The following is a 12,846-nucleotide window of genomic DNA, read 5'->3' on the forward strand; positions in this document are numbered from 1 at the left end:
CGGCCCCCGACCCTGTAGCCAGGTGTCGAGGTCAGGGAGTCGAAGGAGAAACGGATGTTCGAGAGATTTACCGACCGCGCCCGGCGCGTGATCGTCCTCGCCCAAGAAGAGGCGAAGATGCTCAACCACAACTACATCGGGACCGAGCACATCCTCCTCGGCCTCATTCACGAGGGTGAAGGGGTAGCCGCCAAGGCGCTCGAATCCCTCGACATCTCGCTGCCTGCCGTTCGCGAGCAGGTCCAGGAGATCATCGGCCAGGGGCAGCAGCGTCCGACGGGGCACATCCCGTTCACGCCGCGCGCCAAGAAGGTGCTCGAGCTCTCGCTCCGCGAAGCCCTGCAGCTCGGCCACAACTACATCGGCACTGAGCACATCCTGCTTGGCCTCATCCGCGAGGGCGAGGGTGTCGCAGCCCAGGTGCTCGTGAAGCTCGGCGCCGACCTGAACCGGGTCCGCCAGCAGGTCATCCAGCTGCTGAGCGGCTTCCAGGGCAAGGAGCAGGTTGTCGCTGGCGCAGACCAGCCGCAGCAGGCAGCCCAGGGCTCCGCCGTGCTCGACCAGTTCGGCCGCAACCTCACGCAGGCCGCTCGCGAAGGCAAGCTCGACCCCGTCATCGGGCGCGAGAAGCAGATCGAGCGTGTCATGCAGATCCTGTCGCGCCGCTCGAAGAACAACCCCGTCCTCATCGGCGAGCCCGGCGTCGGCAAGACCGCCGTCGTCGAGGGCCTCGCCCAGGCGATCGTCACCGGCCAGGTGCCCGAGACGCTCAAGGACAAGCAGCTCTACTCGCTCGACCTCGGCTCGCTCATCGCCGGCTCCCGCTACCGCGGTGACTTCGAAGAGCGCCTCAAGAAGGTCACCAAGGAGATCCGCACGCGCGGCGACATCATCGTCTTCATCGACGAGATCCACACCCTCGTGGGTGCGGGTGCCGCCGAGGGTGCGATCGACGCCGCGAGCATCCTGAAGCCGCTCCTCGCACGAGGTGAGCTCCAGACCATCGGTGCCACCACGATCGATGAGTACAAGAAGCACTTCGAGAAGGATGCGGCGCTCGAGCGACGCTTCCAGCCAATCCAGGTGGAGGAGCCGTCGATCGCGCACACGATCAACATCCTCAAGGGTCTCCGTGACAAGTACGAGGCGTTCCACAAGGTGTCCATCACCGACGACGCCATCGTTGCCGCGGCCACCCTCGCCGACCGTTACGTCTCCGACCGGTTCCTGCCGGACAAGGCGATCGACCTCCTCGACGAGGCAGGCGCACGCCTTCGCCTCTCGGTGCTGTCCTCGCCCCCTGAGCTGCGCGAACTCGACGAGAAGATCGCGATCGTCCGGGCCGACAAGGAACAGGCAATCGAGCTGCAGGACTTCGAAGGCGCCGCGTCACTGCGCGACGACGAGAAGAACCTGCTCGGCGAGCGCCTCCGCCTCGAGAAGCAGTGGAAGTCCGGCGACGTCAAGTCGACCGGCACGGTCGACGAGGGCCTGATCGCCGAGGTCCTCTCGCAGGCCACCGGCATCCCCGTCTTCAAGCTCACCGAGGAAGAGACCGCACGCCTCGTCTTCATGGAAGATGCCCTGCACCAGCGGGTCATCGGCCAGAACGAAGCCATCGCCGCGCTCTCCAAGACGATCCGCCGCACCCGCGCCGGACTCAAGGACCCGAACCGCCCATCCGGCTCGTTCATCTTCGCCGGCCCCACGGGTGTCGGAAAGACGGAGCTCGCCAAGGCGCTCGCGGAGTTCCTCTTTGACGACGAGTCGGCGCTCATCTCGCTCGACATGTCGGAGTTCGGCGAGAAGCACACCGTCTCGCGGCTCTTCGGTGCCCCTCCAGGGTTCGTCGGCTTCGAAGAAGGTGGACAGCTCACCGAGAAGGTGCGCCGCAAGCCGTTCTCCGTGGTGCTGTTCGACGAGATCGAGAAGGCCCACCCCGACATCTTCAACTCGCTCCTCCAGGTGCTTGAAGAAGGACGTCTCACCGACGGCCAGGGTCGCGTTGTGGACTTCAAGAACACGGTCATCATCATGACGACCAACCTCGGCACGAAGGGCATCTCCGGCGGCCCCGTCGGCTTCCAGCTTGAAGGCGACGCCTCGGTGTCGTACGACAACATGAAGTCGAAGGTCAACGAGGAGCTCAAGAAGCACTTCAAGCCGGAGTTCCTGAACCGTGTCGACGACACGATCGTGTTCCCGCAACTCTCCACCAACGAGCTGCTCCAGATCGTGGACCTCTTCATCGGTCGCCTCAGCGAGCGCATGCTCGACCGCGACATGACCGTCGAGATCACCGAGCTCGCGAAGCGCAAGCTCATCAAGGTCGGCTTCGACCCGACGCTCGGCGCCCGCCCGCTGCGTCGCGCAGTGCAGCACGAAGTGGAAGACCTCCTCTCCGAGAAGATCCTCCGCGGCGAGCTCAAGGCAGGCGACCACGTGCAGGTTGACTACCCGGAAGACGAGTTCGTGTTCAACGTCACGAAGCGCCGCGTCCCCGAGACGGTCGCGGCAGGCGGGGTCACCTCGCAGGCCGAAGGCATCATCGCCGACTCCGGCGAGGGCGACGCGCAGACCGCGTAACCCCCACCGGCAGGTCCGACGAAGCCCCCGCATCCACTGGATGCGGGGGCTTCGTCTGTACCTGCCTAGCGGGTGGCCTTGCGGAAGCCGTCCCAGATATCCCAGACGCTGGTCGCGACAACTCCGAAGGCGATCATGACGGTGACGATCGTCGTCACTGTCGCTGCGCTCTCGGCGCTCGGGATGACCGTGGCGAAGAAGTCAGGGTTCAGCAGGAGTCCGCGACCAAGTGCGGTCAGGAGCAGCGACATGGACAAGACTGCAAGCACCGCATTCGCCCAGGCGAGGGGGAGCGTGACCCGGCCCGAGCGGAAGAGCGCCACGCTGTAGCCCGCCTCGAGGACAAGCAGCACGAGCAAGCCGAGCGCCCACCAGGGCCAGAGCTCGTGGCCGAAGAACGAGAGTCCGGGTTGTGTTGGCACGAATCCAACGAAGCGGTCCCATGCGATCGCGCCGACTGCGAGGCCAAGGAACACGAGCGAGGCGACAAGCTCGGACCTGCCCGCCCCGGTCTGTCGAATCTCCGGCAGGTCGTCGACGCTCCACTTCCCCTGCGCCGATGGGGCTCCGGCGCGTTCGAGGATGACAAACACGAGCGTCGTCCAGAACGCGACGTGGATGACGACGCTGAGGGTGATTGCCACAACCTCACCGATGATCTCGCCGATTCCGCTACCGGCCAGCGTCTGCGCGATCGCGACGCCGAAGGCCGCACACGCGGGCACGATCCAGAGCAGCACCTTCAGCAGCCGCCACCACATGAGGTAGTAGCGCGGGCCGATGAGGTACAGGCGTCGATCGGTGTAGCTCGCGGCGAGCAGCTCGGGGTCGCCGAGCTCCGTGAGTACGGTGATCTCGGCGGTGGTGGCTGGCTCTCCGGAGTCGACGCGTGCATCCACCAGGTCTTGGATGGATGCGCGCAGCTCGGCCTCGAGGTCGGCCCGCTGGTCGTCTGGAACGGTGCGCATCGCGGCGCTGACGTAGCGTTCCGTGAGGGAGTCGTTGATGGTTGTCATGGCTCAGGCCCCTTCTGGGAGGTGCTCGATCGCGTCGGCGAGTGAGCGGAATTCTGTGGTCATCGCGGTGGCGAGCGCCGTGCCTGCTGGGCTCGCGCGGTAGAACTTGCGAGGCCGTGCCTCGTCGGTGTTCCACTCGCTCGTGAGGTGGCCCTGCTTCTCAAGCCTGCGGAGGAGCGGGTAGAGGGTGTTCGCGTCGGTGTCGAAGCCTCGGGACTGCAGTGCTTCAAGGAGGCCATAGCCGTAGCCCGGCTCGGCGAGGAGGCGGAGGCAGGCGAGCACGACGGTGCCCCTGCGCAGCTCCTGCAGGTGGATGTCGTGGGCTTCGTCATCGCTCATGCTTCACACTATAGTGTGTGTCACACAGTATCGTCAATAACGCTGTGGAGTGCAGGGTGTTGGCCGAGCGAGCCGGGGTGTTCGCTATGTGGGCGTACGCTGAAACCCGTGCCCGCATCCCCCTCTTCCTCGTCGAACGGCAAGCCGAAGAAGGAGGCGACGCTCACTCAGGTGACGCTCCTGGCGCTCCTGCCGTCGTTTGTCTTCGCGATCGGCGAAGGCGCGATCATCCCGATCATCCCCACAGTCGCGGTCTCGCTTGGCACTGGTATCGAGTTCGCGGGGTTCATCGCGGGTTCGCTCATGATCGGTCAGATGATCGGCGACCTGCCCGCCGGCGCCGTTGTGCAGCGAATGGGGGAGAAGCGGGCGATGCTCGCAGCCCTCGGGGTCAGCCTCGTCGGTATCCTCTTGTGCGCCTTCGCCGTTGCGCCATGGATGCTGCTCATCGGGGTCGTGATCATCGGCATCTCTGCCGCGAACTTCAACCTTGCGAGGCACGCGTTCCTGACGACGTATGTGCCGCTTCGCTACCGGGCGCGGGTGCTGTCAACGCTCGGTGGGGTCTTCCGCGCAGGCTTCTTCGTCGGCCCGTTCATCGTCGCCGCAATTCTCGTGCTGTTCGATGCACCTCAGTACGGGTTCTGGGTGTTCGTCGTCTGCGGGGCGATCGCCGCTCTGATCTTGCTGTTCGCGCCCGATCCAGAGACCGTGGCGCGGCCTTCGCACTCCGCGAAGCCTGTGGTGGCAGCCGGCGCGGATGGCCCCGGCTTGCACGAACCGAAGCGGCTCGGCGTCTTCGCGACCATCCGGGCCAACGCGGGTGTGCTCCTCCGGCTCGGAACCGGCGCTGGCATCATGGCCGCACTTCGCGCCGCCCGGAACGTGATGCTGCCGCTCTGGGCGCTTTCGATCGGCATGGATACCGCAGCCGCGGTGCTGGTCATCGGTGTGAGCGCTGGCGTCGACTTCGCGCTGTTCTTCGTCTCCGGCTGGGTCATGGATCGCTTCGGGCGGGTCTGGGGCGCGGTGCCCGCGTTGCTCGGTTTGGGGGCCGGCTTCCTGACACTGGCGTTCACCCACGACCTCGCCGGTGACGCCTCGCAGCAGTGGTTCACGGTGCTCGCCGTCTGGTTGGGCTTCGCGAACGGCATCGGCTCCGGCATCCTCATGACGCTCGGCGCCGACCTCGCTCCGCGGCAGGACCCGGCGCCGTTCCTCGGCGCTTGGCGCCTCATCACCGATTCCTCGGCCGCCTCTGTTCCCATCATCGTCGCGGCGGCCACGGCCCTCGTGTCGCTCGCGTTCACGTCCGGGATGCTGGGTGTGCTCGGCCTCGTCGGTGCGGCTCTCATGGGCTGGCAGATCCCGAAGCATGTGCCGCGTCAGCGGCGCTAGAGGGCTGAGTCCGCGACAGCGGCGCTAGCCGCTGAGCCCGCGCCCTGCAACGCTGTTTCGGGATGGGTTCCTCATCTCGGGATGGGTTGCAACCCATCCCGAGATGAGGAACCCATCCCGAGATTCGGCAAGCGGATGACGGAGCGCGCCCGTGGGCGCTACCGCGGCAGGCGGTCGAGGTAGTCGAGCAGCACGCCTTCGCGCATGGCCCAAGGGGAGACGTCGAGCTGCTTGATGTCGAACACGTGCATGACTTCGGAGAGGACAACTCCGCCGGCGACGATCTGCAGCGCGCGGTCGGTCGTGATGCCTGGCAGCGCTGGGCGCGCCTCCGAGTGGAGCTTCGCGAGGCGAGGCACCCAGTCGTCGAGCTGCCACTTCTGGAGCGTCGTGCGCTGGCCGGCTCCGATGCCGTCGATGGATGAGCCGGCGAGGCGGGCGAGCGAGCGGATGGTCTTCGACGAGCCGACGAACTGGTCCGGCCTGGCTCCGCCTTCGAAGGTCTCCGCGGCCTCCTTGATGAGCTTGCGCGCGTACTTGCGCAGCTCATCCACCTGGTCTTCAGTGGGCGGGTCGTTGTGGAGGAAATTGACGGTGCTGCGGCCTGCGCCGAGCGGCACCGAGATGGCGTGCTCGGAGAGCTCGTCGTCGCCGACGGCCAGCTCGAGGGAACCGCCGCCGATGTCGACGAGCATGATGCGCCCCGCCGACCAGCCGAACCAGCGGCGCACGGCGAGGAACGTCGTCCTGGCCTCCTCTTCGCCGCTCATGACCTGCAGGTCGATCCCGGTTTCGCGGTGGATGCGCTTCAACAGCTCGGGGCCGTTCTTGGCCTCTCGGATGGCGCTTGTCGCGAGCGGCATGAAGTGGTCGAGCTTGCTCTTCTTGACCGCGTCGGCGGCGCGATGCATGGCCTCCATGATCTTCGCGACGCCCTCGTCGGAGATCGATCGATCGGGTTGCAGGTAGCGCATGAGGCGCAGGATGCTCTTCTGCGACGTCTCAGGCACGGGCTTCGCGCCGGGGTGGGCGTCGACCACGATCAGGTGGACGGTATTGGATCCGACGTCGAGAACTCCAAGGCGCATGTCCGTGATGTTACCCGTGCTGTCGCGCCCGGCGGTCCGATCGTAGGGGCGCGCGTACGCTTGACGGATGCAGGAGATCACCATCAGGCGGGCCACCACGCACGACATCGTGGGCATCAGCGAGCTGATTCAGCCGCTCGTAGACCGGAACGTGCTTCTGCGCAAGGAACTTGTCACCCTGTACGAGGCGGTGCAGGAGTTCCGTGTCGCCGTGGATGAGCGAGGTGAGCTGGTCGGGTGCGGTGCGCTTCACGTGCTCTGGCGCGACCTCGGTGAGGTGCGCACGATCGCGACAACGGACTCGGTGCGCGGGACCGGCGTCGGACACGTGATCCTGGATCGCCTCATGGCGGACGCCCGCCACCTCGGCCTCGAGCGACTCTTCTGCCTCACGTTCGAGACGGGCTTCTTCGAGCGGCACGGGTTCGTGGCAGTCGGCGAGCAGATTGTCGACGCCGAGACGTACGAGATGATGCGCCGTTCCCCTGATGAGGGTGTCGCCGAGTTCCTCGACCTCGCCCACGTCAAGCCGAACACCCTTGGCAACACGCGCATGCTGAAGGTGCTGTAGTCGCGTAGTCGGTGCCGTCGCATCGGCCTCGGTGCGCCTCCCAGGACTCCCGGGAACGGGTCCGTACCCTTGGCGAGTGAGTTCGACCCGCAGACCAAGCAAGGCCGTCTACCGCCGTCGGCGGCTGGCGCTTCTCATCGTCTGCGCGCTCGTGATCGGACTGCTGATCTGGGGCCTGACAAGTCTCTTCGGGGCCGGTTCTGGTGAGCCCGGCGAAGCATCCGCCACCCCAACAGCATCCGCGGGCGAAACGGCGCCGGCAGAGGCCGGTGAGACTGCAACGGCTTCACCGACACCTACTCCGACGCCAACTGGACCGGCCGAGTGCGCCGCGCCTGAACTTGTCGTCTCTGCGGCTCTCGACGCTACGAGCTACGCGGCGAACGTGCAGCCTCAGCTCTCGCTTTCGATCGCCAACACTGGAGCCGAGGCGTGTGTCATGAACGTCGGCACGGCCGTCCAGGTCTACACGATCTCGAGCGGCGCGGATGTCATCTGGGTGTCGTCGCATTGCCAGACAGACCCTGCTGATGAGGTCGTCACGATCGACGCCGGGCAGTCGGTGTCGGCACCGCCCATCACCTGGGTGCGTGAGCGCTCTTCGCTCGACACATGCGGCACCGATAGGGCGGATGCGGTCGCCGGGGGCGCCTACTACCAGCTTGTCGTGAGTGTCAACGGCATCGCGTCACAGCCAGCCACGTTCGTTCTGGACTGATCCAAGATTTTGACCCGGGGGTTTCGCGATAATCCCCTGAACGTTAACCTTGAAGACAGTGTGAGCTGAGACGATCGTCTCGTTCCGCACGAATCTGTCCTTCCGTCGATCTCCAGGAGACTCATGACGACGCCCACTCGCAAGCGCGCAACAGCTGCCGCTGCCGTTCTCGGCACGGCAGCTCTTGTTTCTGCCTTCGCGGCCCCAGCCCAGGCTGCCGTGCTCTCCCCGAGCTTCATCGAGCCCACCGCCGGCGCGAAGCAGATCAACATCGTGGGCTTCAATGACTTCCACGGTCGATTCCTCGAAGCCGACCTATTCGCCGCGACCGTGCTGCAGGCGCAGCAGGGCTTCGGCGAGGAGAACAGCCTTGTCATCTCCAACGGTGACGCCGTCGGCGCGAGCCTCTTCGAGTCGTCGATCCAGCAGGACCAGCCGACGATCGACGTGCTCAATACGATCGGCGTGGACTCCTGGACGCAGGGCAACCACGAGTTCGACCAGGGCATCGACGATGCAACCGGCCGCATCTCGCCCGCCACCAATGGTCCAGACCTTGCCGCGAACGTCACGCTCGCCGATGGGTCGCACCCGTTCGACACGCACGCGATCTTCGAGGTCAACGGGCTCAAGGTCGCCGTCATCGGCGCGGTCACGGAAGAGACTTCCGCCCTCGTTTCGCCTGATGGCATCAAGGGCGTCACGTTCGGCGACCCGGTCGAGGCCGTCAACAAGGTCGCCGCTGAGCTCACCGCGAGCAAGGCTGCAGACGTCATCATCGCCTCGTACCACGAGGGTGCGCCGAACAGCGATGTGCCGCTCGCGACGAACGAGGAGACGGAAGCCTTCCGCCACATCGTGCAGGACACGGCCCCTGAGGTCGATGCGATCTTCAACGCTCACTCGCACCGCGAGTACGCCTATGACGCGCCCAACGGCGCATCCACTCGCCCCGTCATCCAGGCCGGCCAGTACGCGGAGAACATCGCGCAGGTTGCCCTCACGGTCGACGCTTCGGGCAACGTGACGAAGTCGGACAGCTCGGTTGTGCCGACGCTCGAGGCGGTTCCTGCTGCCCTGGAGAGCGACCCTCGCATCGCTGAAGTCCGCAAGATCCGGGACGCTGCCGTCGCCGAGGCAGACGTGCTCGGCGCCGAGGTTGTCGGAACGCAGACGGGTGACCTCTCGCGCGGCAAGGAATACGAGCCTGGCACCCTTGTGGTCGCCGAGGACGGCACCACGTCCGGGGGCGTCGTGAAGACGGCCGACAACCGTGCTGACGAGTCGTCGCTTGGCGGCATCGTCTCGCAGTCGATGCTCGAGTCGGTCGCCAGCACGGGACGCGACGTCGACGCGGCCATCATGAACCCAGGTGGCCTGCGCGCAGACCTCCTCGACAATGACGGCCAGATCACCTACAAGGAAGCGGCAACCGTCCTCCCGTTCGCTAACAACCTCTCGGTCGTCTCCCTCAAGGGTGTCGACCTGAAGAACGTGCTCGAAGAGCAGTGGCAGCTGACCGCGAGCGGCGCAGTGCCCTCGCGTCCGTACCTGCAGCTTGGTCTGAGCGACAACTTCTCGTACATCTTCGACAGCTCGCGGCCCCGCATGGAGCGCATCGTCGGACTCTCGATCAACGATGAGCCCGTGAAGCCAGACGAGACGTACAACATCGTCATGCCGACCTTCCTCGCAGCCGGTGGCGACAACTTCCACTCGCTGAACAACAACGTGGGCGTCCAGGACACGGGCCTCATCGACCTCGACGCGTTCGTCTCGTGGATCCGCAGCGAGACCGCCGCTTCCCCTGAGGGTGTCACGCCCGACGTGAAGCGCAACGGCATCGAGATCATCGGCCTCCCCGAGAACAACACGTTTGTCGCCGGTGAGACGTACACGCTGACCGTCTCGAAGTTCAACCTCACGTCGCTCGGGTTCAAGCAGAACCTGTTCGTCGTCGGATGGATCGGTCAGATGGAACTCGGCGCCGAGCAGGTCGACCTCGCGACGCCGAACGAGGTGCAGTTCACCTTCACGCTTTCGGAGAATGGCATCGCTGAGACCTCCGAGTCACGCCTCGCCTTTATGGCTAGCCAGTCTGGCGCTATCGCGTCGCTCCCGGTCATCGTTCCGCCGATGGTCGACCCGACCGCAACGCCAGAGCCGACGGCTTCGGCTACGCCGACCGCGACTGCAACGACTGCTCCCGTACCGACCGCGACGACGCCCGCCGCTGACGGAGGCTCGCTCGCCACGACCGGTGCCGACGAGAACGCGATCTTCGCCGCGATCGCTGGCGCGCTTGCGTTGCTCGTCGCAGGTGGTGCAGCGATCCTGCTTCGCCGCCGCGCAGGCAGCGACGCGTAGCACTCGAACGCAACACTGAGTCGCCCAAGGGTCGATTCGCGAAAGGCCCGGAGCACCTGCTCCGGGCCTTTCGGCATGCCCAGGGTGTGGCGCGATGCCACCTTGGTGTGTCCCTAGTTGCCGAGCGCGGCCGCGAGGGCGAGGTCGATGCTGCCGATCGAGGGGTCGACGACGTGAGCGAGGCCCATGCGCTTGGCTTCGGCTGCGCGGAGGTTTGCGGAGGCAACCCGCCGGATCTCGCCCGCGAGGCTGACTTCGCCGAAGACGACCGTGCCGTCGCGCACCGGTCGGTTGCGGATCGACGAGGCGATGGCGATGGCGATGGCGAGGTCGGCTGCTGGCTCCTGCAGCTTCACCCCGCCGACCGTGGAGACGTACACGTCGTATTCGGACAGTTTGTGCTTCGTCCGCCGCTCGAGCACGGCGAGCAGCATCGCGACGCGGCTCGTGTCGACGCCGTTCGTGACTCGCCGGGGATTGGGCGCGTTGGTCTTCTGCACGAGTGCCTGGATCTCGACGGGCAAGGCTCGGCGGCCCTCGAGGGCGACGGTGACGCACGTGCCGCTGACGGGCTCCGGCCGCTCACTCAGGAACAAGCCGGACGGGTCGGGGACCTCGGTCATGCCCTCACCAGTCATCTCGAAGCATCCCACCTCGTCAGTCGGGCCGAACCGGTTCTTGATCGTGCGGACGAACCGAAGTGCCGTGTGCCGGTCGCCCTCGATGTGTGCGACGACGTCGACGAGGTGCTCGAGGAGGCGGGGGCCAGCGATCGTGCCGTCTTTCGTGACGTGACCGACGATGATGACGGGCACACCGCGGGTCTTGGCGACGCGGATGAGGGCGGAGGCGACTTCGCGCACCTGGCTCGGCTGGCCAGCGAGCGAGTCGACGGTGTCGCTCGCGACGGTCTGCACGGAGTCGACGATGATGAGGCCGGGGTCGAGGCGCTCTATCTGGCCGAGCACGGTCGACAGATCGGTCTCGCTTGCGAGGTACAGGGTGTCGTGGAGTGCGTTGGTGCGCTGGGCGCGCATCCGCACCTGGTTCACCGACTCTTCGGCTGACGCGTAGAGCACGGTGGTGCCCTTGGCGGCGACGCGCGACGCGAGCTCGAGGAGGATCGTCGACTTGCCGACGCCGGGCTCGCCGCTCAGCAGGATCGCGGCGCCAGGCACGAGGCCGCCGCCGAGCACGCGGTCGAATTCGCCGATTCCCGTTGGGCGGTGGGCCACGTTGTCGATTGGTGCCTCGGTGATGGGACGCGCGGCGCGCGACTCGCTGATGGTGGCGGCCTGGATGCGTCCGGCTGTCTGCGACTCGAAGCGGTCGACGAGCGTGCCCCAGGCTTGGCACTCGGGGCACTGCCCGAACCACTTCAGCGACGCTGCACCGCATTCGGTGCACTTGAACGCTGGCTGCTGCTTGGTCTTGGGAGGCATGGGTCAAGGCTAGGCGTGACCACCGACACTGGAGCCCCGCTCGGTCCGTGGCGGCTCGATTTGTGCTCGTTGGCGGCGGAGGGCGGTGGATACGCGTTGCTGCACATGCAGAATGGGTCCGTGCGAGCGCAGAGAGTCCTGTACGTGGTGAACCCGACGGCGGGGCTTGGCGCTTCCGCGCACTTGGGCCGGCGCCTCGCCGGGGGAGCTGGTGCGACGTCGTCACCCGATCTTGAGGTGGTGCTTGTTGCGGCCGAGTCGTTCGCGGCTCTTCGAGACCAGGCAGCGGCTGTGCTTGCGGGGGAACCGAGGCCGGATGCGCTCATCGTGCAAGGCGGCGACGGCATGGTGTCCATGGGGGCTGGCCTCGTCGCCGGAACGGGGGTGCCACTCGGTATCGTGCCATCCGGTACGGGCAATGACTTCGCGCGCAGCGCGAGGCTCGAGCGTGGAGCACCTGCTGCCGGGATCGAGCGGATGCTGACGTCGTTGAGGATGGGGACTGCCGGCATCCGCGATGTGGATGTCATTCGGCTGTCAGCTGATGGCGTCGAACATGTGGCCATCAACTCGGTGAACATCGGCTTCGATGCCGTCGTAAATCGTCGCGCGAACGAGCTGCAGAAGTTGCCTGGCACCGCTCGCTACGTAGCCGCACTCCTCGAGTCGGTGCGGCGCTTTTCCCCACTGGAGTTCGGCGTGTCGGTCGATGATGGCCCGATGCGGTCCGTGACCGCGGAGCTCCTCTCGATCCTCAACGGCTCCTCGATCGGCGGCGGAATCAGGGTCGCGCCAAAGGCGGTCATCGACGACGGGGTCCTCGACCTCTTTGCTGTGGGTCGCCTCCCGCGCATCGGTCTCCTCACGCTGTTCCCGCTTGCCATGGCGGGGCTGCACACGCGACTGCCGCCCGTGACCCTCGAGCGCGTCACGAGCATCCGCGTGCAGATACCGGGTGGCGTGCTCATCTACGCCGACGGCGAGGAGCTGCACGGTCCCGGCCGCGACGCGTGCACCCTGGACGTGCGAGTGGATGCGGGCGCTGTGCGCCTCATCGAGCCCACGGAACGGGCTTGACGCGCCGACGACGGCGCTCGATTTGCGAAGCACCCCCATGGTCGTACTAAGATTCCCCACGGTGACGTGTCCGAGCGGCCGAAGGTGCAACACTCGAAATGTTGTGTAGGGGCGACTCTACCGTGGGTTCAAATCCCACCGTCACCGCCGTCTGAAAGGCCCCGACTTCTCTGCAATTGCAGGGTGTCGGGGTCTTTTGCTTTGTTTTCTCGTTCCATCTCGTGCAAGCAAGGAATGCGCGAGC

General features: G+C 66.1%; 10 protein-coding genes and 1 tRNA gene. 7 read left to right on the forward strand and 4 right to left on the reverse strand.

Annotated features, from left to right (window positions below; translation table 11 throughout):
* Positions 1-54: 54 nt before the first annotated feature.
* Complete coding sequence (locus tag FHX72_RS13045) at positions 55-2,586, forward strand: ATP-dependent Clp protease ATP-binding subunit (RefSeq protein WP_183625714.1); 2,532 nt, start codon at positions 55-57, stop codon at positions 2,584-2,586.
* 65 nt (positions 2,587-2,651) lie between these two features.
* Here FHX72_RS13045 and FHX72_RS13050 read toward each other — a convergent pair whose 3' ends face one another.
* On the reverse strand, positions 2,652-3,602 hold the full coding sequence (locus FHX72_RS13050) for a permease prefix domain 1-containing protein (protein ID WP_183625716.1): 951 nt from the start codon (positions 3,600-3,602) through the stop codon (positions 2,652-2,654).
* A 3-nt stretch (positions 3,603-3,605) separates the two neighbouring features.
* Positions 3,606-3,941, reverse strand: coding sequence for a PadR family transcriptional regulator (locus tag FHX72_RS13055; RefSeq protein WP_068477214.1), 336 nt, complete (start codon positions 3,939-3,941; stop codon positions 3,606-3,608).
* A 108-nt stretch (positions 3,942-4,049) separates the two neighbouring features.
* Between FHX72_RS13055 and FHX72_RS13060 the strand changes: the two genes are divergently transcribed.
* Entirely contained in the window at positions 4,050-5,339 is a 1,290-nt protein-coding gene (locus tag FHX72_RS13060) for an MFS transporter (protein ID WP_068492848.1), read from the forward strand.
* 158 nt (positions 5,340-5,497) lie between these two features.
* Here FHX72_RS13060 and FHX72_RS13065 read toward each other — a convergent pair whose 3' ends face one another.
* Positions 5,498-6,427 (reverse strand): Ppx/GppA phosphatase family protein, encoded by a 930-nt coding sequence (locus FHX72_RS13065; RefSeq protein ID WP_068477217.1) that lies wholly within the window; start codon positions 6,425-6,427, stop codon positions 5,498-5,500.
* Positions 6,428-6,494: 67 nt separating this feature from the next.
* Here FHX72_RS13065 and FHX72_RS13070 point away from each other — a divergent pair, with 67 nt between their 5' ends.
* The 3 genes from FHX72_RS13070 (at position 6,495) to FHX72_RS13080 (ending at position 10,083) form a co-directional block, all read left to right on the forward strand.
* Positions 6,495-6,998, forward strand: coding sequence for an amino-acid N-acetyltransferase (locus tag FHX72_RS13070; protein ID WP_183625718.1), 504 nt, complete (start codon positions 6,495-6,497; stop codon positions 6,996-6,998).
* Positions 6,999-7,074: 76 nt separating this feature from the next.
* On the forward strand, positions 7,075-7,716 hold the full coding sequence (locus FHX72_RS13075; RefSeq protein ID WP_183625720.1) for a hypothetical protein: 642 nt from the start codon (positions 7,075-7,077) through the stop codon (positions 7,714-7,716).
* A 123-nt stretch (positions 7,717-7,839) separates the two neighbouring features.
* Positions 7,840-10,083 (forward strand): bifunctional metallophosphatase/5'-nucleotidase, encoded by a 2,244-nt coding sequence (locus FHX72_RS13080; protein ID WP_183625722.1) that lies wholly within the window; start codon positions 7,840-7,842, stop codon positions 10,081-10,083.
* 113 nt (positions 10,084-10,196) lie between these two features.
* Here FHX72_RS13080 and radA read toward each other — a convergent pair whose 3' ends face one another.
* Positions 10,197-11,525 carry a DNA repair protein RadA gene (radA, locus tag FHX72_RS13085; protein ID WP_068477228.1) on the reverse strand — a complete coding sequence of 443 codons (1,329 nt, stop codon included), beginning with the start codon at positions 11,523-11,525 and terminating at the stop codon, positions 10,197-10,199.
* A gap of 120 nt (positions 11,526-11,645) precedes the next feature.
* Between radA and FHX72_RS13090 the strand changes: the two genes are divergently transcribed.
* A complete protein-coding gene (locus tag FHX72_RS13090) occupies positions 11,646-12,602 on the forward strand; it encodes a diacylglycerol kinase family protein (protein ID WP_183625724.1) in 957 nt (318 codons plus the stop codon).
* Between the two features lie 60 nt (positions 12,603-12,662).
* Positions 12,663-12,749, forward strand: a tRNA-Ser gene (locus tag FHX72_RS13095).
* The last annotated feature ends 97 nt before the right edge of the window (positions 12,750-12,846 follow it).

It is taken from the genome of Pseudoclavibacter helvolus, from assembly GCF_014191305.1.
Classification (GTDB): Bacteria; Actinomycetota; Actinomycetes; order Actinomycetales; family Microbacteriaceae; genus Pseudoclavibacter; species Pseudoclavibacter helvolus.

What these genes read in the sequence shown, in the direction of transcription:
- FHX72_RS13050 (WP_183625716.1), bottom strand. Translation starts at nt 3,602, where the DNA reads ATGACAACCATCAACGACTCCCTCACGGAACGCTACGTCAGCGCCGCG.
- FHX72_RS13045 (WP_183625714.1), top strand. Translation starts at nt 55, where the DNA reads ATGTTCGAGAGATTTACCGACCGCGCCCGGCGCGTGATCGTCCTCGCC.
- FHX72_RS13070 (WP_183625718.1), top strand. Translation starts at nt 6,495, where the DNA reads ATGCAGGAGATCACCATCAGGCGGGCCACCACGCACGACATCGTGGGC.
- FHX72_RS13080 (WP_183625722.1), top strand. Translation starts at nt 7,840, where the DNA reads ATGACGACGCCCACTCGCAAGCGCGCAACAGCTGCCGCTGCCGTTCTC.
- FHX72_RS13065 (WP_068477217.1), bottom strand. Translation starts at nt 6,427, where the DNA reads ATGCGCCTTGGAGTTCTCGACGTCGGATCCAATACCGTCCACCTGATC.
- FHX72_RS13055 (WP_068477214.1), bottom strand. Translation starts at nt 3,941, where the DNA reads ATGAGCGATGACGAAGCCCACGACATCCACCTGCAGGAGCTGCGCAGG.
- radA (WP_068477228.1), bottom strand. Translation starts at nt 11,525, where the DNA reads ATGCCTCCCAAGACCAAGCAGCAGCCAGCGTTCAAGTGCACCGAATGC.